The 26,513-nt window shown below is 46.5% G+C and carries 20 protein-coding genes; 19 read left to right on the top strand and 1 reads right to left on the bottom strand.

Annotation, left to right across the window (positions count from 1 at the left end):
- Positions 1–84: 84 nt before the first annotated feature.
- Complete coding sequence (locus EBB54_RS12960) at positions 85–1,065, bottom strand: glycosyltransferase family 2 protein (protein WP_125127711.1); 981 nt, start codon at positions 1,063–1,065, stop codon at positions 85–87.
- A gap of 190 nt (positions 1,066–1,255) precedes the next feature.
- On the opposite strand from EBB54_RS12960, the gene EBB54_RS12955 reads away from it, so the two are divergent.
- The 19 genes from EBB54_RS12955 (at position 1,256) to EBB54_RS12865 (ending at position 26,498) form a co-directional block, all read left to right on the top strand.
- Positions 1,256–2,347, top strand: coding sequence for an acyltransferase family protein (locus EBB54_RS12955; RefSeq protein WP_243127656.1), 1,092 nt, complete (start codon positions 1,256–1,258; stop codon positions 2,345–2,347).
- Positions 2,348–2,548: 201 nt separating this feature from the next.
- Positions 2,549–3,490 (top strand): glycosyltransferase family 2 protein, encoded by a 942-nt coding sequence (locus EBB54_RS12950; RefSeq protein WP_125127709.1) that lies wholly within the window; start codon positions 2,549–2,551, stop codon positions 3,488–3,490.
- Positions 3,491–3,643: 153 nt separating this feature from the next.
- The gene (locus tag EBB54_RS12945) at positions 3,644–5,158 is read left to right on the top strand and encodes an LCP family protein (protein WP_125127708.1); all 1,515 of its coding nucleotides are present in this window, start codon (positions 3,644–3,646) and stop codon (positions 5,156–5,158) included.
- 58 nt (positions 5,159–5,216) lie between these two features.
- Entirely contained in the window at positions 5,217–6,653 is a 1,437-nt protein-coding gene (locus EBB54_RS12940) for a cohesin domain-containing protein (protein ID WP_125127707.1), read from the top strand.
- Between the two features lie 73 nt (positions 6,654–6,726).
- A complete protein-coding gene (gene glmS, locus EBB54_RS12935) occupies positions 6,727–8,553 on the top strand; it encodes a glutamine--fructose-6-phosphate transaminase (isomerizing) (protein WP_125127706.1) in 1,827 nt (608 codons plus the stop codon).
- A gap of 91 nt (positions 8,554–8,644) precedes the next feature.
- On the top strand, positions 8,645–10,465 hold the full coding sequence (locus EBB54_RS12930; RefSeq protein ID WP_170178092.1) for a sulfatase-like hydrolase/transferase: 1,821 nt from the start codon (positions 8,645–8,647) through the stop codon (positions 10,463–10,465).
- Positions 10,466–10,630: 165 nt separating this feature from the next.
- Positions 10,631–11,728, top strand: coding sequence for a UDP-galactopyranose mutase (gene glf, locus EBB54_RS12925; RefSeq protein WP_125127704.1), 1,098 nt, complete (start codon positions 10,631–10,633; stop codon positions 11,726–11,728).
- A 5-nt stretch (positions 11,729–11,733) separates the two neighbouring features.
- Complete coding sequence (locus EBB54_RS12920; RefSeq protein ID WP_004081177.1) at positions 11,734–12,150, top strand: GtrA family protein; 417 nt, start codon at positions 11,734–11,736, stop codon at positions 12,148–12,150.
- A gap of 14 nt (positions 12,151–12,164) precedes the next feature.
- Positions 12,165–14,279, top strand: coding sequence for a polysaccharide biosynthesis protein (locus EBB54_RS12915; protein ID WP_125127703.1), 2,115 nt, complete (start codon positions 12,165–12,167; stop codon positions 14,277–14,279).
- Positions 14,280–14,502: 223 nt separating this feature from the next.
- Positions 14,503–16,344, top strand: coding sequence for a hypothetical protein (locus tag EBB54_RS12910; RefSeq protein WP_125127702.1), 1,842 nt, complete (start codon positions 14,503–14,505; stop codon positions 16,342–16,344).
- Positions 16,345–16,871: 527 nt separating this feature from the next.
- Positions 16,872–17,378, top strand: coding sequence for an antiterminator LoaP (loaP, locus tag EBB54_RS12905; RefSeq protein WP_004081171.1), 507 nt, complete (start codon positions 16,872–16,874; stop codon positions 17,376–17,378).
- 318 nt (positions 17,379–17,696) lie between these two features.
- The gene (locus tag EBB54_RS12900) at positions 17,697–18,902 is read left to right on the top strand and encodes a DegT/DnrJ/EryC1/StrS family aminotransferase (protein ID WP_193554357.1); all 1,206 of its coding nucleotides are present in this window, start codon (positions 17,697–17,699) and stop codon (positions 18,900–18,902) included.
- 50 nt (positions 18,903–18,952) lie between these two features.
- Positions 18,953–19,687, top strand: a complete 735-nt coding sequence (locus EBB54_RS12895) for a sugar transferase (protein WP_279229965.1) — start codon at positions 18,953–18,955, stop codon at positions 19,685–19,687.
- A 57-nt stretch (positions 19,688–19,744) separates the two neighbouring features.
- On the top strand, positions 19,745–20,359 hold the full coding sequence (locus EBB54_RS12890) for an acetyltransferase (RefSeq protein WP_125127701.1): 615 nt from the start codon (positions 19,745–19,747) through the stop codon (positions 20,357–20,359).
- Positions 20,360–20,372: 13 nt separating this feature from the next.
- Positions 20,373–21,482 carry a glycosyltransferase family 4 protein gene (locus EBB54_RS12885; protein ID WP_125127700.1) on the top strand — a complete coding sequence of 370 codons (1,110 nt, stop codon included), beginning with the start codon at positions 20,373–20,375 and terminating at the stop codon, positions 21,480–21,482.
- 49 nt (positions 21,483–21,531) lie between these two features.
- Positions 21,532–22,842 carry a nucleotide sugar dehydrogenase gene (locus tag EBB54_RS12880; protein ID WP_004081149.1) on the top strand — a complete coding sequence of 437 codons (1,311 nt, stop codon included), beginning with the start codon at positions 21,532–21,534 and terminating at the stop codon, positions 22,840–22,842.
- 1 nt (position 22,843) lies between these two features.
- Positions 22,844–23,836 carry an SDR family oxidoreductase gene (locus tag EBB54_RS12875; RefSeq protein WP_125127699.1) on the top strand — a complete coding sequence of 331 codons (993 nt, stop codon included), beginning with the start codon at positions 22,844–22,846 and terminating at the stop codon, positions 23,834–23,836.
- A 126-nt stretch (positions 23,837–23,962) separates the two neighbouring features.
- Positions 23,963–25,057: a glycosyltransferase gene (locus tag EBB54_RS12870; RefSeq protein WP_004081145.1), complete on the top strand. Its 1,095-nt coding sequence runs from the start codon at positions 23,963–23,965 to the stop codon at positions 25,055–25,057.
- A 58-nt stretch (positions 25,058–25,115) separates the two neighbouring features.
- Entirely contained in the window at positions 25,116–26,498 is a 1,383-nt protein-coding gene (locus tag EBB54_RS12865) for a phenylacetate--CoA ligase family protein (RefSeq protein ID WP_148099357.1), read from the top strand.
- The last annotated feature ends 15 nt before the right edge of the window (positions 26,499–26,513 follow it).

Below are 26,513 nucleotides of genomic sequence, written 5' to 3'. Positions count from 1 at the left end.
TATATCGGTGAGGGCAGGCGTCATTTCCTGACAGCCCCCTGTCTCTGTATTTCGCCTGCATCCCGGGCGGGGCAGACCGGTTCTTTAACGATGCAGCAGTTTCCGGCTGAACCAGTCCCGGGCATAGTCCGCGGTATATCTGGCCAGATCCGCCTCAATCCTGATATAGGAAACGAGATGCCGGAACCGGAACGGTACCCTGCGGCAGTGCCTTAGGTTCTGCAGGCCCTCCCGCAGGCCCTGGATATAATCCTTTCCAAAACCAATCTTATAGAAAAAAAGTGCCTTTACCAGATACCCGGCTGACAGCGGAAGACTGTTCAGTACAATCTGCGGCAGGGGCATATTTTTCCAGACCAGCCATACGCTGTTTCTGGCCGACAGCCGGACCTTGAAGCTGTTGTACTTGGAGCCGCTTGTCCCGCTGCCTACGTGGCGTACGACGGCCGAGGGACAGTATCTGTTTTTATAACCGTAGATCCTGGCACGGTATCCGATATCCATATCCTCCAGATAGGCAAAATGCGATTCGTCGAAATATCCGATCCTCCGGAATACACTGCGGCGGTAGATGGAAGCGCCGGCGCAGGCAGAAAAGATCTCATCCGGTTTTGTATAATTCTGCACGGGCCGTCCGATGCCCCGGCAGATCCCCCATCCGACCAGTGTATACAGATCCCCGGCGCTGTCGATGAGCTCCGGGTGGTGGAGCTGGATCATTTTGCTGCTGACAGAAAAAATCCTGGGAGACTGTCGGACGGCACCCAGCAGTTCCTCCACAAAATGAGGGTCTGCGGCGGTATCGTTGTTGAGCAGGATGACATAAGGCGTCCGGGCTTTTCGGATTCCTGCATTCACCGCTGCGCTGAATCCGCGGTTTTTATCCAGGAGGATCGTGCGGACTTCCGGGTAGTGCTCATTCAGAAATTCGATGCTGCCGTCCGTGGAGTGGTTGTCCACCACCAGGATTTCAAAATCGCGGCAGCTTTGCTTTGAAAGAGACTCCAGGCAGGGTCCGAGAAAATGTTTTCCGTTGTAATTTGGTATGATAATCGTAACGTTCATAAATGTCCTCGATTCTTTTGTTTATATAACTCGCTTATTATGTTACAGTTCACGGCCCGGCCGGCCGCGAACTGCAACGCATCCGACCAGTAACCCCATTATACCAGATACAAAATCGACTTTCCACCCTTTATCTTGCAATGGCGGTGTCCTTATGCTAAACTGTTAGAGTAATTTTCAGAACAGGTACGTGATCGTAAGGAGGCAGGGAAGAAGAGTGATGGGCCGGACGGAGCAGGAAGACAATTTTTCCAACAATGTGATCTGGTATAATTTTATATTGTGCATTCTGGTGATCTTGATCCATGCCCGCAACGACAGTATATTTACGCTTCCGGTGCAGATATCGGGCTTTCCTGTTTTCAACGAACTGGAAGCTTTCCTGGCGTCGGATGTGGCAGGCGCCGCCGTGGGAGGCTTTTATCTGGGCTCGGGATACCTTTTTTTCCGCAATTATTCCTGGAAGCGGGTATTTTCCAAATATAAAAGCCGTGTAAAAAGCCTGGTGATCCCTTACATATTATGGACGCTGCTCTATTTTTTTATCCATGCGGCCATTTCGCGCATTCCGGTGCTGGCAGCAGTGTTCCGGGAAGCTCCCATTCAGATCACATGGAAGTCCATGGCGGATGCGGTGCTCCATTACCGTTACTGCGCCTTTCTCTGGTTTTTGCAGTTTCTGATCCTGTACGCGGCGTTTTCACCGGCGATCTATCTTCTGATCCGCAGCCGGTATTTTGGCGCGGCAGCGATTCTGGTGGTATTTTTTACAGCCTGTACGAATATAATAAAAAATGAACAGGCAGCGGCAGTCACGAACTGGATGACGCTGTATATGCTGGGCGGCTACATCGGGATTCATCTGAAAGGAATTGTCGAGAAGGGCAGAACCAGCACCCGGATGCTGATGGGAACGCTGATTCTGGCGGCGGCTTCGTTCTGGATCTATAAAAAGTATCCGTCGGTATTCGGAGTCTTATTCTACTCGTTTTCCTTTTCCGCGGCCCTGTGGTGCCTGACCGCATGGGAAAAGGACGGGGCCGGAACCATGCCCCGTGCACGCGGCTGGCAGAAGAATACATTTGCGGTCTACATGACCCATTTCATGATTGTGCAGGGAGTCAATGCACTGGCAGGCAGGTATATTTCCCAGTCCATGTGGGTCGGGTTTTTCCTGTTTCTGATCCTTCCGGCGGTCTGTTTCGGCGTCGTGCAGCTTGCGAAACGAATCTGCGGGAACGGGACATGGATTCTCTGGAAAATCTGGATGGGAAGCCGCTGACAGAAAAAAGCCTTCGGAAATCCATTGGTTTACAGCGGTTCTATATCTTGCCGGGTTGTTACGAAAGAATCACGGAAATATTAATAAAAATTAATAAATTTGTGTAAAATTTATGTTTTTACTTGTCCTTTACAGGAAGATATTGTATGATATTAGAACGAAAAAGCGAAAGGGAATGACTGATAAGTGGGAGTTGGATCTATGGCAGAATTGAAAATCGTTGACGTGATCATACCGATATGCATGCCGGATGAGAGGACGGTCCAGTCCGTGAAGCGTCTTTTGAAGCAGACCTATCCGCTGAATCGAATTTATCTGATCCACACGGAGAAGGGTATGTTTCCCGGAGAATTGGAGACATTATCAGAGAAGATCCACATCACGCATATTCGTCCGGAGCAGTTTGATCACGGGGGCACCAGGCACCAGGGGGCCATGATGTCCCGTGCGGAGTTCCTGATTTACATGACACAGGATGCGCTGCCGGTCAACGAGAAGCTGGTGGAGAACCTGATGGCGGCATTTGAGGATGAAAGGGTAGGGGCTGCTTACGCAAGGCAGCTTCCGGCAGCGGACAGCAGCAGTATCGAGCGGTTTACCCGAACGTTCAACTATCCGCCCAAGAGCAGGGTGAAGTCGGAGGCAGATCTTCCGGAGCTGGGGATCAAGACCTATTTTTGTTCCAATGCATGCGCAGCTTATCGAAAGTCTGTATATATGTCGCTTGGCGGCTTTGAAACCAGGGTGATCTTCAATGAAGATATGATCATGGCGGGGCGGATCATCCAGTCAGGCTGCAAGATCGCGTACACTGCGGACGCGCAGGTCATCCATTCACATCATGACCGGTGTTTCCGGCTGTTTAAGCGGAATTTTGACCTGGCGGTATCGCAGGTAGATCATCCGGAGATTTTTGAGAACGTGCGTTCCGAGACAGAAGGGCTTCGGCTTGTGAAGCAGACAGCGGGATTTCTTTTAAAGACAGGCAGGCCGTGGGAGATCGTGCCCCTGGTACTGCAGAGCGGGTTTAAGTATGCCGGATACCGGCTGGGAAGGAATTACCGGCGCCTGCCGAAGCGCCTGGTCATGCGGTGCACGATGAATCCGGGATACTGGTCGCATGGAGCATATGAAAAAACATAAAAATAGATTGATGTTTTGAATAAAATATTGTACTATATGTAATGGCGGTTAATTTGATATTCATTCTATAGAGAAAATCATACCTTTGTAGCTTAAGAGTATTTGCAGAGATGCAGTTGTGTTATGGATAGATATACAGGGAAAGGATATAATATGGCAAATAAAGCACCAAGAACCGCTACGATGGGCAGGACACAGAGACAGTCGGTAAGGGCTTCATCCGGCGGCAATGGAAAAAGGAGCAGGGGTGCAGGTAAGCATCCGCCTTCCGGAAAGGGGCCTGCCAGGGTGAAGAGAAAGAAGAAGGGCGGTATGTCCTTATTAGGGAAGATTGCGATCGGCCTGTGTGTATTCCTTCTTCTGATTGTTTTCGCGGCCATTGCGGTTGTATATGCAAAGCTGCAGAAGCTGGACTTTCAGGAATTGGATCCGGATAAGCTCAGCATTAACGACGGTTATGAATACGATGAAACGGGATATCTCAATGTGGCGCTGTTCGGCCTGGATACCCGTGCCAATGAGGAAGAGATGGGAAGCAGGAGTGATACGATCATCATCGCCAGCCTGAACCGGGAGACAAAAGAGGTGACCATGTCCTCCATATTCAGAGATACCTTCCTGCAGATGGACAATGGGACTTACAATAAGGCGAACGCCGCCTATTCCTTCGGGGAGGAAGAGGAAGCGGTTGCCATGCTGAACCGGAATCTGGATATGGACATTGACCGTTATATTACGGTGGATTTTGCGGCCATGGTTGATGTGATCGACGCCCTGGGCGGGATTGATCTTGAGGTCACGGAGGAGGAGATCCCTTACCTGAACAACTATTCGGTTGAGATCATTAAGAATACAGGAGTAGATACCTGGGGGTTGAAAGAACCGGGATACCAGCATCTGACAGGCGTCCAGGCCACGGCATATGCCCGCATCCGGTATACGGAAGGAGACGATTTCCGTCGTGCCGAGCGGCAGAGGCTTGTGATCTCCAAGATTGCGGAGAAAGCACAGGCAGCAAGCCTGGGTACATTGAATAATATCATCGACCGGGTGCTGCCGAAGGTTCGGACGAACTTTACGCTTCCGGAGATCCTTGCCTATGCAAAGGATGTGAAGAAGTACCAGATCGGCAAGTCGGAAGGTTTCCCGTTTAATCTGGATACTATGGTATATCCGGATGTAGGCGATTCCGTCATTCCGGCCAATCTGAAAGAGAATGTAATAGAACTTCACAAATTCCTGTTCGGCGAGAACGGATATACGCCTTCCCAAAAAGTATGTGATATCAGCGATGAGATCTCATTTTTGACCGGCGTGGTAGGAACGGGAACGTATGACGACGGAGGCTATACCAGTACCTACGGCGGCTCGGACGGCAGTTCCTACAGCGGAGATTACGGCAGCGGCGACAGCGGTTATGGGGACGGTACAGGTTCCGGAGGAAGCGGCTATGGAGACGGTGCGGGTTCCGGCGGAAGCAGCTACGGAGACAGTACGGGTTCCGGTGACGGAAGCGGTTACGGCGATACCGACAATTCCGGTTATGGAGGCGGCGAGTATGATCCCGGTGGTGGAAGCTATGATCCGGGCTACGGTACAGACGATACCAATTCCGGCGGAGGAGGCTATACGGACACCGGCGGGGAGTATCAGGATTCGTATTACTAGTGACTGGACGGTGCAGCAGAAGGTGTACCGACAAATACAGGAGAAGAGGTTATAAAATATGAAGAAACGAGTGACCAGATGGATCGTGATGATTGCCGCAGTATGCAGTATGATGCTGTGCCCGGCGCTTACCGGGTATGCTGCGGACGGAACACTGATGCTTTCAGACCCTACGGGAAGCGTAGGGGCAGAGATTCCAGTTACTGTCAGGATAGATGCCGGCGGCCAGCCCATCGGCGATGCCAATGTGACGTTGTCCTATGATCCGGCCATGCTGGAATTTGTAAGCGGGACCAATGCACAGGGCGGCGAAGGGACGGTTACGCTGTCGGGGTCCGGTACAGGGACGGAGACAGAGCTGGCGTTTGAACTGTCATTCAAAGGACTGGCAGAGGGAACGGCGGCAATCCAGGTGACAGAGTCTACGGCGTATCTGTTTTCGGACGAGACGCTTAATCTGTCAGCAGGGGAGGCGGCCGTGACCATCGAACCCGGAGACGGCACCGCAGGTTCAGCGGAACCGACGGAGCGTGTTCTGGGACAGGAGAGTATTGACATCGGCGGCGTGTATTACAATATCTATGAGAACTTTACGGATGCGCTGATTCCGGCCGGATTTACCAGAAGTACCGTACAGTATGCGGGGGCGGAGCATTCCGCGGTACGGCAGGACAGCTCCGGAAAGGTATTTTTGTTTATGATTTCCGGGGAATCAGATCCGATCATGGTACTGTACAATGAAAGTGACAGTACATTCATGCGGGCAGAACGGGTAGATGTGTCGGAGAACTTTTACATTTTTATCCTGTCGTCGGGAGACGGCAGCACACTTCCGGAGCAATTTGTGGAGACGTCGCTGTCCCTGCGTGATATGAGCTATCCGGCATGGCAGAATATGGATTCCATGGAGTTCTATCTGATCTATGCCCTGAGCAGCACAGGTGTGGAAGGGTTTTACCAGTATGATTCCGTAGACGGAACCTATCAGAGATATATGGCTCAGACCGATACTGCCGTTGAGCCGGAAGAGGAAGAGGATGATTCAGCTCTGGGCAAGGTGGAGAAGATCATTACCGATAACCTGCTGATTCTTGCGGCTGCGGTTGCGGTGATCGTAGTGATCCTGTTTATCATCATCCTGATTTTGTCCGTCAAGCTTGGACGGCGCAATGCGGAGCTGGAGGACATGTATATGGGGGACGAGGGTGAGAACAAACCAAACGTGAAAAAGAAATCCCGTCAGCAGTTTGTAGGATATGATGATGACGACGATGATGACGATGACGACTATCTGGAAGATGACTTTGATGATTCCGACTTTGACGATGAATTTTCAGATTCTGACGATCATTATGATGACGGGTTTGATGATGACGACGAGTATTATGATGACGATTATGAGGATGACGATGACATCAAAGAATATACTCCGGGAAAAAAGGACTTCTCTGAAAAAAAAGATTCCTATGAAGATGTTGACTTTATAGATATCTGATAGACAATGATGTATACCGGGACAGCAAAGCTTGCTTTGCTGTCCGGGATTTTTTTGGTAAAAGGAGAATTTTATGTGCGGAATAGTTGGATATGTGGGGGAAAGGCCGGCAGCCCCGATCTTATTGGATGGCCTGGGAAAGCTGGAATACCGGGGATATGATTCAGCCGGGATTGCAGTATATGACGGTGAGAGGATCCAGATGAAAAAGTCCAAGGGCAGGCTAAAAGTACTCAGTGAATTGACCCATGACGGGGAGATATTTCCGGGGCATATGGGAATCGGCCATACCCGCTGGGCAACACACGGGGAGCCTTCGGATGTGAATGCACATCCGCATTTTAACGCGGATCAAAGCATTGTCGTAGTACATAACGGAATTATCGAAAATTATCTGAAGCTGAAAAAGAAGCTGACGGCGAAGGGATATGAGTTTGTGTCGGATACGGACACGGAAGTGATCGCCCATCTTCTGGATCACTATTATCAGGGCAATCCCCTTCAGGCGATTATCAAGATCATGCATCGTATGGAGGGGTCTTATGCCCTTGGGATTATGTTCAAAGATCATCCAAAGGAGCTCTATGCGGTCCGCAAGGACAGCCCGCTGATCGTCGGGCACACAAAGGACGGATGCATCATCGCGTCGGATGTGCCTGCGGTATTGAAGTATACCAGGGATGTATATTTCATTGAAAATGAAGAGATCGTCCGTATGAAACAGGACTCCATGGAGTTTTTCAATGTGGACGAGGAATCCATTGAAAAGGAATCCACTCACATCGACTGGGATGTGGATGCGGCGGAAAAGGGCGGCTGCGAGCATTTTATGCTGAAAGAAATGTATGAGCAGCCCAAGGCGATCACGGATACATTCTCTCCGCGGCTGAAAGGGAAAGAGATTGTGATTGAGGAACTGGGGATGTCGGATGAGGATATACTCAGCGTGAAAAAGATGATGATCGTAGCCTGTGGGTCTGCGTACCATGCAGGGGTCACGGGAAAATATGTCCTGGAAGGAATGGCCCGGATTCCGGTGGAGGTGGATCTGGCTTCGGAATACAGGTACCGCGATCCGCTCATCGAGGAAGGCACTCTGATGATCATCATCAGCCAGTCCGGGGAAACGGCAGATTCCCTTGCTGCGCTGCGGGATTCCAGGAGCAGGGGGGCAAAAGTGCTTGGGATCGTGAATGTAGTAGGAAGCTCCATTGCCAGGGAAGCGGACAATGTGATGTATACATGGGCAGGCCCGGAGATTGCGGTGGCCACGACGAAGGCGTATTCCTGCCAGTTGATCGCACTGTACCTGCTTGCCATGAAGTTTGCAAAGGTACGGGGGACCGTCACTGACCAAGAGCTGGAAGGATACATTGAAGACTTGAAGCGGATTCCGGAGCAGGTGGAGATGCTTTTGAACAACAAAAACCGTATTCAGAAGTTTGCCACACGGTATTTGGCGGCGCGGGACGTCTTTTTCATCGGCCGGGGAATCGACTACGCCATTTCTCTGGAAGGCTCCTTAAAGCTCAAAGAGATTTCCTATATCCATTCTGAAGCTTATGCGGCGGGAGAGCTAAAGCACGGAACAATATCCCTGATTGAGGAGGGAACTTTGGTGGCGGCCGTCCTGACGCAGGAAAAGCTGTATCAGAAGATGATCAGCAACATGGTGGAGGTCAGGACAAGGGGCGCGTTTGTGCTGGCCGTGACCAATGAAGGCAACGGGGAGGTCAAACGGGCGGCAGACTATGTGATCTACATCCCGGAAACAAATCCATATTTTACCAATTCCCTTGCGATTATACCCTTGCAGTTATTTGGGTATTATATATCTGTAGGCAAAGGCTGCGATGTGGATAAGCCGAGGAATCTGGCAAAATCTGTGACAGTGGAGTAGTATGTATGAGAATGAAATCCCAAGACCGCAGATCCGTCTGCTGTTCTGTATGTTTACAAAAAATACAAATAGGTAGAAATTGAGAGAAAAGATGAATACGAAGAGTGTGTTTGTTAAAACGATCAAGGGTATTTTATATTTTTTAGAGGCATTGATTGTCATTGTGCTGGGCGTTGCCTCAGTCCTTTTGAGCAACAGCGTCAGATGGATGTTTGAGACATGGAGCTATCTGACCATGGATGAAGTGGTGTATCTTCTAAATTCTCCCATGGAAGGGACCAGTAAAGAGATCATCCTGGAATATGTGGAGTATTGTGTTCCTGCGGCGGTTTTGACGCTGCTGCTTATTTTCATTCTGATCATTGTCCTGCGCAAGAGGAAATGGATCTATCACACTGTCATGGCGGGAATCCTGGTGTGTTCCATTGCGCTTGCAGGCTATTACGTGAATATGACATGGGTTCGGCTGGATATTGCGAATTATTCGGAGAACAAGAGTACGTATTCAACATTTATTGATGATAATTATGTAAACGCGGATGATGTGATGATCCGTTTTCCGGGGAAAAAGAGAAACCTGATCTATATTTTCCTGGAATCCATGGAAATTACCTATGCAGATGTGGAGAACGGAGGCGCTTTTGAAATCAGCTACATTCCGGAGCTGACGAAGATTGCACAGGAGAATGAAGATTTTTCCGGTTCGGAGACGGTACTCAACGGGGGATATTCCATGCCCCAGACGACCTGGACCGTTGCGGCTATGTTTGCCCAGTCGGCGGGACTTCCGCTGTCGATTCCACTGGAAAATAATGAGATGAACACGCAGGATTCTTTCTTTTACGGAACCAATGCGTTGGGGGATATCCTGCAGAGGGAAGGGTACTCACAGACGCTGCTGATCGGATCGGACGCAACTTTTGGAGGGCGCAGGCTGCTGTTTTCAGGTCATGGAGATTTTACAATTCATGATTATAATTATGCGGCCGAGGAGGGCTTGATTCCGGAAGGATACCGGGTATGGTGGGGATATGAAGATAAACGGCTGTTTGAATTTGCCAAGAGGGAACTGCGCACCCTGTCGCGGCAGGAGGAGCCCTTCAACCTGACAATCCTTACGGTGGACACCCACAAGGAAGACGGCTATGTCTGTGTAGACTGCGAAAACCAGTATGGAGACGACCAGTATGCCAATGTGGTTGCATGTTCCAGCAGGAAAGTCTCCGAGTTCATCGAATGGGTTCAGAGACAGGACTTTTATGAGAATACGACCATTGTGATTGCAGGAGACCATCCTACGATGGACAGCGATTTCTGCAATGAGGTGCCGCTGGACTATACGCGGAAGGTGTATACGGCTTTCATCAACTCTGCCGTACAGCCGGAAAAGCCGGAGCTGTACAGGGACTATACCACGTTTGACCACTTTCCGACTACGCTGGCCAGCTTAGGAGCTCAGATTGAGGGAAACAGGCTTGGCCTGGGCACAAATCTGTTTTCCGGTGAATTGACATTGTCAGAGCGCTACCAGCGTGAGAGGATGGCGGCAGAGCTAAATAGAAAATCCAAATTTATGGAAGACCTTACTTCTTATATTAATACGGAGCTTCCAGAAGCAAGGCTCTTATTGCGGGAATTTGATGCTGCCGCCGGAATCCTGCCGCTGGTGATTACGGATATCAAAAATGTGGATCAAAAAATTATGGGGATGAATGTTGCCGTATGGACATTGCCGGGTCAGGAAGACCTCCAGTGGATGCAGGCTGCGCAAAATCCGGAAGGGGATTATACGATGGATATCAATATTGCCAGCTTTGGTTACAGGAAGGAGAATTACCGGATTGATGTATATGCGATTCTGGAAGACGGAAGCTCGCAATTTTTGACAGGAATTTCTATGGAAATCGAATAAAGCTGTTACTATTTCCAGTCAGATAAAGATAGCAAGTTTTGTTAAAGTGTGAACAAATATTGACAAAAGTATTGCATAAAGGTTAAAATGGAGTTTAAGGAATACAATATATTGGGCAAAGGATGTATGGATGCATCTTAATTTTACAAAATATGGAGATAAGCTATGAAATATGATTATCTGATCGTAGGGGCAGGGCTGTATGGTGCGGTTATGGCACATGAACTGCATAAAAGGGGAAAAAGCTGCCTGGTCATCGACCGGCGGAACCACATCGCAGGAAATATTTACTGTGAGGATATGGAGGGAATCCATGTGCACAAATACGGCGCGCATATTTTCCATACATCCAACAGGCAGGTCTGGGACTATATGAACCAGTTTGCGGAGTTCAACCATTATATCAATTCGCCGGTGGCGGTGTACAAAGATGAGCTGTACAACCTGCCTTTCAATATGAATACCTTCAGCAGGATGTGGGGAATCCGCACGCCGAAGGAGGCCCGGGATATGATCGCGAAGCAGGTTCAGGAGGCAGGCATCGGAGAGCCAGGAAACCTGGAGGAGCAGTGCCTTTCCCTGGTGGGCAGGGACGTCTTTGAAAAGCTGGTGAAAGGATATACGGAAAAGCAGTGGGGAAGGGACTGCAGGGACCTTCCGGCCTTTATCATCCGGCGCCTGCCGGTTCGGTTCACCTATGACAATAACTACTTCAATGACCGTTATCAGGGGATTCCCATCGGCGGATATACGGCTGTTGTGGAGCGGATGCTGGAGGGGATCGAGGTTCGGACGAATACGGATTATTTCGCGTATAAGAAGGAGCACCCGGACATTGCAAAGAAGATCATCTTTACGGGAATGATCGACGAATATTTCGGCTACCGGCTGGGAGCACTGCAGTATCGTTCCGTACGGTTTGAGACAGAGGTGCTGGACTGTGATAACTATCAGGGCAACGCGGTGGTAAACTATACGGAAAAGGAAGTTCCCTTTACGAGAATCATTGAACATAAGCACTTTGAATTTGGAACCCAGGAGAAGACGGTCATCTCCAGAGAATATTCCTCGGAGTGGAAGGTGGGGATGGAGCCCTACTATCCGGTCAATGACGCGAAAAACAGCAGGCTGTACGAGGAATATAAAAAGCTTGCAGAGGCAGAAGGGAATGTGATCTTCGGAGGACGGCTGGGCAATTACCAGTATTATGATATGGACAAGGTCGTGGAGGCGGCTCTCCAGAAAGTCCGGGAGATTGGGTGATCAGAATGAAAAAGCTTATGCAGCGGCTGCTGATGCAGTATAAAGAACCGATCGTGTATATCATCTGCGGTGTTCTGACAACCGTAGTAAACTATGCGATATATTTTGCCTGTACGAAAATATTTTCGATCCATTATCTTGTAAGTAATGTCATAGCATGGATTTTTTCGGTGATATTTGCCTATCTGGTAAATAAGGTGTTTGTGTTCGCTTCCCTGGATTGGAGCAGGAGGACACTTCTAAAAGAAATCTGGCAGTTTGTGGCGGCGCGTGTTTTTTCCGGCGCGGCAGAGACGCTCATGCTTCTTGTTTTGGTGGACATGATGGGGTATTCCGATTCGATCATCAAGATCATTGCAGGGATCTTTGTGATCATCGTGAACTATCTGTTCAGTAAATGGGTCATTTTTAAAAAGGCATAAGGGAGGATATAGGTATGAAGCGTATAGTAGATGGAGTGAAGGAGAAGCAGATGTTTTCTCTTATGTCCAAGCTGTTCTTCGTAGCGCTGGATATTGCATGTATTAATCTGAGTTCCTATCTTGCGCTCTGGCTCAGGTTCAATGATCTGGCCAATGTGGATTTTCCGTATATGAATTCTGTGGTGGACATGATCCCGCTTAATACGGTGGTTACCGTGCTGATCTTCGCGGGGGTGCGTCTCTATTCCAGCCTGTGGCGGTTTGCAAGCATGAAGGAGCTGGTGTATATACTGGAAGGGTGTCTGGCTTCCACGACATTCAACGCGCTGTATTACTTTTTCACATATAAGAAAATTTTCAGGAGCTATTTCCTGCTGTACGGAACCGCCCTGTTTTTGCTGACCTGTGCAACCCGGTTTTCCTACCGGCTGATCAAGCTTTTGTACCGGGGGCAGGTTCACGGGAGCCATATGCGCAATACCATGATCATCGGCGCCGGGGAGGCATGCAATGTAGTCATGCGGGAACTGGAGATGAGCAAGGAGCTTGACGCCAATATCTGCTGTATCATTGATGACGATACAAGAAAGCACGGCACCTATATCCATGGTATCCGGGTCGTGGGCGGCCGGGATCGAATCCTGGACTACGCCCAGAAATACGCGATCAACGAGATCATTATGGCCATTCCAAGCGCAAGCAAAAAGGAGCAGCGTAAGATCCTGTCGATCTGCCAGAATGTGCCCAACTGTGAGTTTAAGATCCTGCCGGGGGTATACCAGCTTGTGAAGGGCGAGGTGAGTGTATCCAAGCTGCGCAATGTAGAGATTGAGGATCTGCTGGGCCGGGAGCCCATCCGGGTCATGACGAAAAAGATCGGACGCTATGTATCGGACAAAGTGGTGCTGGTGACCGGAGGCGGCGGAAGCATCGGAAGCGAGCTCTGCCGGCAGATTGCGGCGAACGGTCCGAGACAGTTGATTATATTTGACATTTATGAAAACAATGCATACGATATCCAGCAGGAATTGAAGCGGAAATACCCGTATCTGGATCTGGTGGTGCTGATCGGCTCCGTGCGCAACGGACGCAAGGTCAACAGCGTGTTTTCACGCTACAGGCCGGATATCGTATATCATGCGGCGGCGCATAAGCATGTGCCTCTGATGGAGGACAGCCCCAACGAAGCGATCAAAAACAATGTATTCGGTACATACAAGGTTGCACTGGCTGCGGATAAATACGGCGCCAAGAAGTTCGTGCTGATCTCTACGGACAAAGCGGTCAATCCCACCAATATTATGGGAGCCTCCAAACGGATCTGTGAAATGATCATTCAGGTGTTCAACAACCGCTCCGACACGGAATATGTGGCGGTTCGCTTTGGAAATGTGCTTGGGAGCAACGGGAGCGTCATTCCGCTCTTTAAAAAGCAGATTGCGGCAGGCGGTCCTGTCACCGTGACCCACCCGGATATTGTCCGTTACTTTATGACGATTCCCGAGGCGGTATCTCTGGTGCTCCAGGCAGGCGCCAGCGCGGACGGCGGCGAGATCTTTGTGCTGGACATGGGACAGCCTGTGAAGATCGCGGATCTGGCAAAGAACCTGATCCAACTGTCTGGTTTTGAAGCGGGTGTGGATATTGAGATTAAGTATACCGGACTCCGTCCGGGTGAGAAGCTGTACGAAGAGCTGCTCATGGAAGAGGAAGGACTGCGCAGTACGGAAAATGAACGGATTCATATCGGACGTCCGATTGAAATGAACGAAGAGGAGTTTTTGAAGGATCTGGAGGAATTGTATCAGTCCGCCTATGCGGAGACAGACCATATGAAGAAGATCGTGAAGAAGCTAGTGCCCACGTACAACCTGCGCAAGGCAGATATCATCCGGGACAAAAAGATCCAGTCCGAGTGGAAAAAGGATTTCCAGGATACCAGCTCCAATCTCCCCGACGCGTTCCTGAACCGGGGAATTGCGGATATGGACGTAAACCAGGGAAACGCAGAGTCCAAAACAGATCAAAACCAGCCGGGACAGCCGGAGAATACGCACCGTCAGGTGTATATGATTGACGATGTGAAAAAGGCAGAGCCCAAACGGAGGGCGCAGGCGGTTGGAAAATGAGAAAAAACAACGGCTACAGGCATCTACGGCACCTTGCCGTCAGGCAATTGTGCAATGGGATGGATGTATTACAATTTACGGCCGGTCAGGCTGTGAGTTGTAACAGAAAAAGTTGCAAAGGAATGTTGCATTGAATTGCGGCATTCCTTTTTTTGGGTGTACAATGGAAATGTTAGTGGAAAGTGTCGGTTTTTGATTATGAGAAAGGACAGGTGACCTATTGATGGAAGAGACAATCAGGACAGAATCCGGCGGAGCCGGATGGCTGCTTACGAAGCAGGCGGCAGAAGGGATTCTGGTAATTCTGCTTGGAGTTGCTTTGCTTATAAGCCAGGTGTTTTCAAGCATGCCGGAGAACCGTATGGGAGAGGAGCAGTTCAGAAATGTGGATATCGTCGGCAGCAAGATTCATGCATGGAATCCGGACGGCAGTAACGGAGCCGCGGGGGATGGAGAATATCTGATCTTGAAAAAGCTGCTTTTGGAGGAGCGCTCCGCGCCGAAGCTGTGCCTTACAGAAAGGGCAGTGCCGGAACAGACGCTGGTTCTCCCGGATGTATCAGAGGGAAACGTGTGGGATGCGGGAACCTGCCCTCCGGCGATACCTGATATTGTGGAGCAGGAGCCGGGTATAAAGGACAGGTCATATGGGAATCAGTACGTGTGGAAACCGGGTGAGCCTGGAAATCCTTCGGATAGCGGTACATTGGCGGAGCCGGTTGTACCGGGAAATCCGTCAGGCATCGGCAATGCGGCGGAGCCGGTGATACCGGGGAATCCTTCTGGAGGCGGAACCCTGGTAGAGCCGACAGTGCCAGGGAACTCTGTAGGAGGGGGAGCGGCAGTGGAACCGGTTGTTCCAGGGAAACCGTCTGGAGACGGAACCCTGGTAGAACCGACAGTGCCAGGGAACTCTGTAGGAGGGGGAGCGGCAGTGGAACCGTCAGTGCCAGGGAGTCCTTCGGGAGATGGAACCTTGGTAGAGCCGACAGTGCCAGGGAACTCTGTAGGAGGAGGAGCGGCAGCGGAGCCTTCAGTGCCAGGGAAAACTTCCGGAGACGGACCACTGGTAGAGCCGACAGTGCCGGGGAATTCTGTAGGAGGGGGAGCGACAGTGGAACCGACAGTGCCGGAGAATCCATCAGGAGGGGGAACGGTAGTAGAGCCTTCAGTGCCAGGGAATCCGTCAGGAGACGGAACAGTAATGGAACCGACAGTACCGGAAAACCCGTCAGGAGGGGGAACAGCAGTAGAGCCTTCAGTGCCAGGGAATCCGTCAGGAGACGGAACAGTAATGGAACCGACAGTGCCGGATATTCCATCGGAAGGGGGAACGGTAGTAGAACCGTCAGTCCCGGGGAATCCTTCTGGAGATGGAACAGTTGTAGATCCGGCGGAGCCGGAGGGACCAATCGCAGGAGGGATTGTAGAGCCGTCAGTGCCTGAAAATCCGTCCGGAGGCGGGACGGCAGCAGACCCTTCAGTACCGGATACCGGGGAAGGAGATAAGGAGGAGCAGCCTTCGGTTTCCTGCTTCTTACTGGATGAAATGGGAATGCTCTACGGATTTCTTCCTGAATATGCCGAGATTCCGGATGGATGTCTGACACTTCCGGCAGAGTGCACCGGAATCCGAAGAGGCGCATTTTCCGGGTGCGGTGCAGGAATCCTGGAATTATATATTCCTGCAGGCGCAGTTACGATTGAGGAAGGAGCCCTCGCTGACCTGGTGTCTCTGGAATGGATTGACGTAGAAAGCGGAAACTCCGGCTGCGTCAGTGACAGCGGAGTTCTGTTCGACAGCACGATGTCGGTTCTGCTGGCATTTCCGCCCGCATGGATGGACATTTATTCTGTTCCTTCATATGTGACAAGGATTGCGGACAGAGCATTTGACGGGACATCTATATACAGGCTGGATCTCCGGGAGTGCAGCGCCCTCTCATTTGGAGAAAATGTATTCGGCAGCTCCGGAGGATGCGGGATTGAGGTTGCGGTAAGGGAGCCGGAATTGGCGCTGTATGCAGAAATTTTGTCGGGATATGCGGTAACGCTTACGAAGTAAAAGGTATCATGACGGCTTTCGGACTCTGTTGGGCGGCTTCGCGGCAGGAGGACGGAAGCCGGTGTCTGTATGTTCTATGGCTGGGAGGGGACTGGTAATGGATTATAACCAGAAATGCCAAATTCTGAAATATCTTGACAAATCTAATTGGATAGAGTATTTTATAATAAGTGAGTATATAAAAGAAAAATTCTAAAGCTTCCAAATCGTCGCTTCGCCGCGTTTGGGAGTTTCAGTTGTGATATTGCGTGTGTCAGTCCGCCTATAGAAAGACGGAATGGCGAAGCACGCATTTTTTTATTCTATAAGAAAATTTCCGAATTTTCCTATAGAACAAAAATCCTCCTGGGGATGCGCACTGCGCGTATAAGGAAAATGACTGTTGTTGCAGCCCCGCTCCGGCATACAAGGCAGATGTCGCAATGTGACCGTCGCAGGCGCGAGTTTCGCAGACGAAACTCCTTTGTTCCATTTTCACAGGGGGGGGGCAACCATACTCGTAAAAATAAATTTTAAGGAGTTTATATATGTGGTACGTCATACAGGTGCGTACAGGTTCGGAGGATAATATCCGGCTGCAGTGTGAAAAGAATATTTCGACGAATATCCTAAAGGATTGTTTTATCCCATATTATGAAGAAAGAAAACATTTGAAGGGGGAGTGGAGGACTCTGAAAAAAATCCTGTTTCCCGGATATGTATTTCTGGATTCTGAAGAATGGGAACGTCTGTTTATGAACCTGAAACAAGTGTCGGGCCTTACAAAACTCCTTGGAATCGGTGATGACGTAGTCCCGCTTACGGAGGAAGAGGTTGAATTTCTCACAAGTTTCGGAGGAGAAGACCAGGTAGTTCCGATCTCGGAAGGAATTATAGAAAATTCCAAAGTGATCGTCATGTCAGGTCCCCTTACCGGAAAAGAGGGGTATATAAAAAAAATCGACCGGCATAAGCGAAAAGCATATCTGGAACTTCCGATGTTCGGCAGAATACAGAGGATACAGGTGGGGCTGGAGATTGTATCAAAAACATGATCTGGGTCAGGAAGAGATACATCCTGCCAGATTGAAGACCTGCTCATTCATCGGTAAAATACGGCTGCTTCAGAAAACGAAGGAGAGCAGCCGTACAAATTTTACAGATGTGCAGGCGGATATTTTAAGAAATTTTAAATTCAATTGAAAGATCATGCCAAATTCTATCATGATTCCTATAGCATATTTCAGAGGAGATACAGATCCTGTGTCTGCTGCTTTTCTGAAAATACTCTATTGTATGTCATGATGAATTTGGCATGATATTTTTTAAATATAAATTAACTATAGAATAATAAATAAGGAATTGTGCAGATTATGGAAACTATGGAGTACAAGGAGATCAAACCATTTACAAGAAAATTGTGGCTGTCTTCACCCACAATGCACGGGGATGAACAGAAATTCGTTCAGGAGGCTTTTGATACAAACTGGGTTTCCACAGTGGGAGAAAATTTGAACCAACTGGAAAAGGAGATCTGCAGGAGAGTGGGCTGCCAATATGCGGTGGCCCTTTCCAGCGGAACGGCGGCCCTGCATATGGCGGTCAAACTGGCCGGAATCCGACCGGGAGACAGAGTATTCTGCTCAGACATGACATTTGACGCAACAGTCAATCCTGTAGCCTACGAAAAAGGCGAGCAGATATTCATTGATTCCGAGCGTGATACCTGGAATATGGATCCGGACGCCCTGGAAAGAGCGTTTGATTTATATCCGGATGTGAGGGCCGTGATTATCGCAAACCTCTACGGCACCCCGGCCAAGCTGGATCAGATCTCACAGATCTGCAGAAAGCATCATGCAATATTGATCGAGGATGCGGCCGAATCCCTGGGAGCGACCTACAAACATATTCAGACCGGTACTTTTGGAGACTACAATGTGATCAGCCTGAACGGAAACAAAATCGTCACAGCCTCCAGCGGAGGAATGCTGCTGACGGATGACAAAGCGGCGGCTGACAAGGTCCGCAAGTGGTCTACACAAAGCCGTGAAAACGCTCCCTGGTATCAGCACGAAGAGCTTGGATACAATTACCGCATGAGCAATATCATTGGCGGCATCGGCCGGGGGCAGCTGCTGCACCTGGAAGAGCATATTGCTCAGAAGAAGGCAATCTATATGCGCTATAAAGAAGGCTTGAAGGGGCTGCCTGTTACGATGAATCCCTACCAGCCGGACAGCATGGAGCCCAACTTCTGGCTGAGCTGCCTGTTGATTGATTCAGAGGCAATGTGCCGCCAGGTGCGCAGCGAGAAGGACGTGCTCTACGTAAGCGAGCCCGGAAAGAGCTGCCCGACGGAAATTCTGGAAACACTGGCCAAGTATAACGCTGAAGGACGGCCGATCTGGAAGCCGATGCATCTTCAGCCGATTTACCGGATGAATCCATTTGTGGCTGTGAATGGGGATGTGGGGGCGGATATATTCGAGAGAGGACTGTGCCTGCCCAGTGATAATAAGATGACGGCGGGGGAACAGGATGTGGTGATTGAGATTGTACATAGGTGTTTTAAATAGGAAGAAACTGTTTTTCTAAAGGAATTTTGGAGGTTTATCTGGAGGAATCTATGAAAAAAAGAGTAATTATTGTTATTTCTGCAATTATTGGAGTATTCATACGTGCCGCGGTATATAGAACTACAGATAAAAAACAGGAAAAAGCAAGAAAAACATCCACTCATATTCCTTATGGAATATATGAAGCAGCCATCAAAAGACCTCTTGATTTAATATTGGCATTACTGGCATTCATACTGCTCAGCCCTGTTATGGCGATTGTGGCTGTAATGGTAAGGGTTAAACTTGGAAGTCCGTTACTATTCAGGCAGCCGCGTCCAGGATTGAATGGAAAAATTTTTACCATTTTTAAATATCGTACGATGACTGACCAGAGGGGAGAGGATGGCGAGCTGCTCCCAGATGAAAAAAGACTGACGAGTTTTGGAAAAGTGCTCAGAAGTACGTCCTTGGATGAACTTCCTGAATTAATAAATATAATAAAGGGCGATATGGCAATCGTAGGTCCCAGACCATTACTCGTAGAATATTTGCCAAGATATGATGAGCGACAGAAAACTCGTCATGATGTCCGGCCGGGACTTACCGGTTTGGCACAGATATCGGGACGGAATAATTTATCCTGGAATGAGAAACTAGAGGAGGATGTAAAGTACATAGAGAAGATTACATTTTTTAGGGATTTCAGAATCATATTGAAGACAATTGCAGTTGTATTCTGCAGAACAGGAATCAACTCGAAAACATCAGCGACAATGGAACTGTTTATGGGGAATCACGAATGAATAATAGAAACACAATAAAATAGCAGATGTGATATTGTACAAAAATGGGAGGACGGAATGAGAATCTTTTTTGTTGGAGCCTCTGGACATGGTAAAGTGTGTGCTGAGATTGCGGAACTGACGAGGTATGATACTATATTATTTTTGGACGACAATAAAGAACTGACGGGATGCGGCGGACATAGAGTTATTGGAGTGGAAGATGATTTCAGGAAGTTTGTAGATAGTACTACTGATTTTTTTATTAGTATAGGCAACTGTAAAGTTCGTCAGAGGATACAGGAACGGATAAAATCTTCCGGGGGGAATATTGCTACATTAGTTCATCCGGAAGCAATTGTGAGCAGGGATGTGGAGATTGGTGCCGGTACAGTAATAATGGCAGGAGCAGTCATCAATCCGGGTACGTCTGTCGGTGAAGGAACCATAGTCAATACATCCAGTTCCATAGATCATGATTGTATTGTGGGTCCATATAGCCATGTTGCTGTAGGTTCTCACCTGTGCGGAGGTGTGTTCGTTGGAGAGGGAAGTTGGATTGGGGCAGGGGTATCTGTAAATAATAACATTAAAATCTGCAGCGGCTGCATGATCGGAGCAGGAGCAGTAGTGGTTAAAGATATAATAGAACCGGGGACATACATAGGAATTCCAGCAAGGAAAAGCAGTTAGGCATTGATGACGTATGAAGATACTTATTTTGACAAATCACCAGCTTGGACTTTATAAATTCCGGAAGGAATTACTCGAAGCCATGATGGCAGAGAAGTACAAGGTATATGTATCAGTTCCGAAAGATGAATTTACACAGGAACTGAAAAATATCGGTATAGTGGTTATCCATAATAAATATATGGAGCGCAGAGGAACGAATCCGATTCATGATTTAATATTGCTGAATTATTATCGGTGGTTAATTAGAAAAATCAGGCCGGATGTGGTTCTGACATATACGATAAAACCTAATATATATGGAGGCTGCTTATGTGGAATGATGGGGATACCATATATAGCCAATATAACCGGGTTGGGAACATCAATTCAGAATGGAGGAGCATTGCAGGTATTAACACTGCTGCTTTATAGAATGGGATTGAGGAAAGCACAAAGGATTTTTTTCCAAAATGAAGAGAATTTCAAATATATGTTCAGACACAAGGCTGTAAATAACACTAAGATAGATATACTTCCAGGTTCCGGAGTAAATACAGATCAGCATGGCTATGAACCGTATCCGGAAAGTGATAAAAAAATTGTATTCACTACAATAGGCCGAATTATGAGGGACAAAGGAATTGATGAGCTGCTGAATGCAGCGAGTGAGATAAAGGAAAGGCATCCGAAGGTTGTCTTCCGCCTTATCGGTGATTTTGATGAGGAATATGAGAATAAGGTAAAAGGGCTGCAGAAGAAAGGAATAATAGAGTATCTGGGATTCCAGAAAGATATACATTCCTTTGTGGCTGACAGTCATGCGATGATTCATGCGTCATATCATGAGGGGATGAGTAATGTTCTGCTGGAAGCTGCATCTACAGGAAGACCTGTAATCGCTACGAATGTGCATGGCTGCATTGAAACTTTTGAACCGGATATAACGGGAATACCTTTTGAACCAAAGAATACAGACAGCTTGATAAGAGCGGTGGAGAAATTTTTATCATTATCACAGGAAGAAAAAGTGGAGATGGGGAGAGCAGGTCGGAAGAAGATGGTTCAAGAATTTGACCGTAAAATTGTAATTGATAAATATATGACCGAAATCAAGAAAAGCTGTACATATTATAAAATTTGATGTCAAAAGCAGCAAATATATTTTGACAAAACTAAAGGAGCATAAGGGTATGGGATTGTATGAAAAAATTGTAAATCGTGAAGAAAAGCTGTCATTAATTGGACTCGGATATGTTGGAATGCCTATAGCAGTTGCTTTTGCAAAGAAAATAGAGGTTATTGGTTTTGACTTAAATACGGCAAAGATTGATTTATATAAAAGTGGTGTTGATCCCACAAAAGAAGTTGGAGATGAGGCGATACAAAATACGACGGTCCATTTCACATCAAATGAATCGGAGCTTCGTGAGGCAAAATTCCATATTGTAGCGGTTCCGACACCGGTCAACGAGGATCACACACCGGATCTCTCCCCAGTAAAAGGAGCATCGTCTATTCTTGGGAGGAATCTCGTAAAAGGATCTGTGGTTGTATTTGAAAGTACAGTTTATCCAGGTGTTACGGAAGAAGTATGCGTGCCGATTTTGGAAAAGGAATCAGGTCTAAAATGTGGTGTGGATTTTAAAATTGGATATAGCCCGGAGCGTATCAATCCTGGCGACAGGATACATAGGCTTGAAACAATAAAAAAGATTGTGTCTGGTATGGATGAAGAAACGCTGGATACGGTTGCAAAAGTATATGAGCTCGTTGTTGAAGCAGGCGTACACAGGGCAGAGAGCATCAAGGTCGCAGAAGCAGCCAAGGTTATAGAAAACTCCCAGCGTGATATCAATATAGCTTTCATGAATGAATTATCCATAATATTTAATAAAATGGGGATTGATACGCAGGCAGTACTTAACGCTGCAGGTACTAAATGGAATTTTTTAAACTTCTATCCGGGACTTGTCGGCGGCCATTGTATCGGTGTTGATCCATATTATTTAACCTATAAAGCAGAAGAACTCGGTTATCACAGTCAGATTATCCTTTCTGGCCGCCGTATTAATGATGATATGGGGAAATATGTAGCCGAAAATTGTGTGAAGAACCTGATTAAGGTCGATAAGGCTGTGAGAAATGCTAAAATTGCAATTTTAGGTTTTACATTCAAAGAAAATTGCCCGGATACAAGAAATACGAAGATCATTGATATTGTTCATGAACTGAAAGAATACGGTATTGATCCGGTGATTGCAGACCCTGAAGCTGATGCGGAAGAGGCAAAGAAGCTTTATGGCGTGGAATTTACAGAGATCAGTTGTATCAAAGATATGGATGCAGTTATCCTTGCAGTAGCCCACAAAGAATTTGAGAATTTGCAAATGGACAGTATCGATAAGCTGTTTGGCAGAGGAAAGAAAGTTCTGCTTGATATTAAGGGTGTTTTAAACCGTAAAGAGTACGAAACTACTGGATATGAGTATTGGAGATTATAAAATGAGTTATAGTAATCTGAAATTTCCTGACAATAGCCTTTTCCTTGTAACCGGAGGAGCAGGATTCATTGGTTCTAACCTTTGTGAAGCTGTTCTCAATCTTGGATATAAGGTCAGATGTCTGGATGACCTGTCCACAGGAAAGCAGGAGAATGTAGATTTATTTTTCGATAATCCGAATTATGAATTTATGAAAGGCGACATCAAAGACTTTCAAACATGCATGGATGCGTGCAGAGGTGTGAATTATGTATTAAATCAAGCAGCATGGGGATCGGTGCCGAGATCGATTGAAATGCCGCTTTTTTATTGCGCCAATAATATTACAGGAACATTGAATATGCTGGAGGCGTCAAGACAAAATGGTGTGAAGAAATTTGTTTATGCGTCAAGCTCCAGTGTTTACGGCGATGAGCCGAACCTCCCCAAGAGAGAGGGACGAGAGGGGAATCTGCTGTCTCCTTATGCAGTAAGTAAACGGACCGATGAAGAATGGGCAAAGCAATACACAAAACACTATGGATTAGATACATATGGATTGCGGTATTTTAATGTATTTGGACGTCGGCAAGACCCCGATGGAGCATATGCTGCAGTTATTCCAAAGTTTATCAAGCAGCTTATAAACGGAGAAACTCCAACCATAAATGGAGATGGTAAGCAGAGCCGGGACTTCACATATATAGAGAATGTGATTGAGGCAAATTTGAAGGCATGTCTTGCGGAACATAAAGCTGCAGGCGAAGCCTATAACATTGCATATGGGGGCAGAGAATATTTACTGGACATCTATTACGGGTTAGTAGATGCATTGGGAATCAAGGACAAAGAAAGCAAACACCTTGAACCGAACTTTGGACCAGATCGGGCGGGGGATATTAAGCATTCTAATGCAGATATATCAAAAGCAAAGGAAATGCTTGGATACGATCCGGAATGGTCATTTGAAAGAGGAATAAAGGCGGCTATTGACTGGTACAGGGAGAAGCTGTAAACGACATGGATGTACAATGGGCATCTAGGAAGAACATTGCCACAATGTCATTTTTGATATTGCGGTCAAGTAGAAAACAAAGATTGTCTTCTTGCTGCAAGAGACAGAAGGGGAAAGAGTGCTGGTATGAAAATTGCATTTGTTATCTTCAGTTTAAGAGGCGGTGGCGCAGAGAGGATGGTATCAAGATTATCAAACGCTTTTGTTAATAAGGGAGTGAGCGTTGATATCCTACTCCTATTTGATAGTACAAATATATCCTACGATATTGATGAAAGGGTTAGCATTCATGATTTTTGTTATGGAGATATTAAGGGCAAACAGGTTCGGAAACTAGTTCAGATTTTGGCGATTCGAAAGTATATTAAAAACAATCATCCGGATGTGGTATTCTGCTATATAATAACTACCTTGCCATTCGCTATCATAGCAAATATTGGATTGGGACATAGCTGCAAAATCATTGGTTCTCAGAGAACAAATCCTGGAAATATTCCGTGGCATTATAGGGCGATTGTTAATCCTTTTTTACGTATGTGCGACGGTTTTGTGTTTCAAACAAAAGGAGCCAGAGATTGTTATCCGGAATGGTTAAAACGAAAAAGTGTAGTCATAGGGAATATCGCACCTGATAATTGTGGCATACATGAAGCAAACATAGATCAGATGGATATATGTTCGGTAGGGAGATTGCATGAGGATAAAGATTTTGAGACAGTCATTAAAGCTATGGCTAGGATTTTGCGTAATAAGCCAGAAGTAAAACTACATATCTATGGAGAAGGGCCGAGGAAAACTGCGCTGATCACATTGGCAGAAATGCTGAATGTAAAAGACAATATTATATTTGAAGGATTTGTGACCAATATTTCAGAAGAATTAAATAAGTACGATATCTTTGTTTTCTCCAGTAAGGCAGAAGGGATGCCTAATGCACTCATAGAAGCCATGGCGGGAGGATTAGCTTGTGTGGCAACAGATTGCAGATTTGGACCTTCTGATTTGATTCAGGACGGATATAACGGATATCTCGTTCCAGTTAGTAATGATGTAATTATGGCGGATCGGATTTTAGAATTAATAAATAACAAGGAGATGAGAATGAAAATAATGCAGGAAGCAAGAAAGATTACCGAAATATACTCCGAAGATAAAATCGTGGATGATTATTTAATGTATGCCCGTGAGATATACAAAGAAGGCAAGGACATGAAAATCTAGGGACAGTTATATAGATACTGATTATAAACAGAACATAGTGAATACAGAAATATTAACTATGCCAAAGGTATTAATATGTGTGGTGGTGAAAAATATGGACATAATTAAGGGAATATGCAAATATGGAACAATTCCTATAGTTAGAATGATACAAGGGAGGGGACTGTCGTATAAAAATATATATGAAGATAGGATAAAAAAAACATTCAAAAACTATGATCATAATATCAAGGAAAGAAATCATTTATTGTATGAAACACTTTTGTACGCATTGAATCATGTTCCGTTTTATAAAGAATTAGCCAAGGATATTCATCTGAGCGAAGAAACTGTAGAACAAGATATAATACAATTTCCTATTCTCACAAAGGATATTATTCGAACAAAGGGCAGCCTGCTATATAGTGACGAACAGACTCCTTACTATATCAACACATCGGGGGGGTCTACGGGTGAGCCGGTAGCCTTTCGACAGGACAAGAGACGCTTACAATTCGACGATTCAGCATATTTTATGACATATGCAGGATATGATTTAGGAGATAAGTATTTAATAATATGGGGCTCAGAAAGAGATATAATACAAGGCAGCCAAGGAATAAAAGCACTTGTGGGCAAATATGCCCTGAGATACAGGATGATTAACTCATTTTCAATGGATGAAAACGATTTCAAAAAATGTGTCGAGATTATTAATACATGGAAACCAAAGGTTATCCGAGCATATGTACAGTCTATTTATGAAATAGCTCAATATATTGAACGAAATCGAATAAACATTTTTTCACCAACAGGAATAATCGTAAGCGCAGGAACTTTATATAGTGATTGGAAAGAGTATATTGAAAAAGTTTTTCACTGTCCTGTTTGCAACCAATATGGTTCAAGGGAAGTAGGAGGGATTGCTATTGGCTGCAAAGAAGAGGGAACCTTACATATAAATATGTTCTCCAATTATGTAGAAATATTAGATGATAATTATGAACAGACTGAAAAGGGAGAAGAGGGCCAAATTATCGTTACAAATTTATTAGATCGTGCAATGCCAATCATTAGATATCAGATTGGGGATATGGGGACTCTTGGAGAAAATATAAACTGTTCATGTAAAAGACATACTACGACTTTGAAGAATGTGACAGGAAGAACTGTCAATATATTCAAAACTGCATCTGGAAAGAAAGTGGATGGAGAGTATTTTACACATCTATTCTATGGAAAGGAATGGATTAAAAAATTTCAAGTAGTTCAGAAAAGTTTTAATAGAATAGAGATACATATAGTGAGTAGAGATGTAGAAAAAAATAAGGAAGATATTGTAGAAATTGAAAAGTGTATACAACTTGTTATGGGAGAAGATTGTAATGTAGAATTTTTCTATGAACAAAATATCGAACCCTCTCCATCTGGGAAATTTATTTATACAATATCAGAAATCTGAAAGAAGAGGAATAGG

The organism is Schaedlerella arabinosiphila, assembly GCF_003885045.1.
In the GTDB taxonomy this organism is placed as follows: domain Bacteria; phylum Bacillota; class Clostridia; order Lachnospirales; family Lachnospiraceae; genus Schaedlerella; species Schaedlerella arabinosiphila.
Note: the sequence above shows the minus strand (reverse complement) of the source record. Positions and strands in the feature narration are given on the sequence as shown.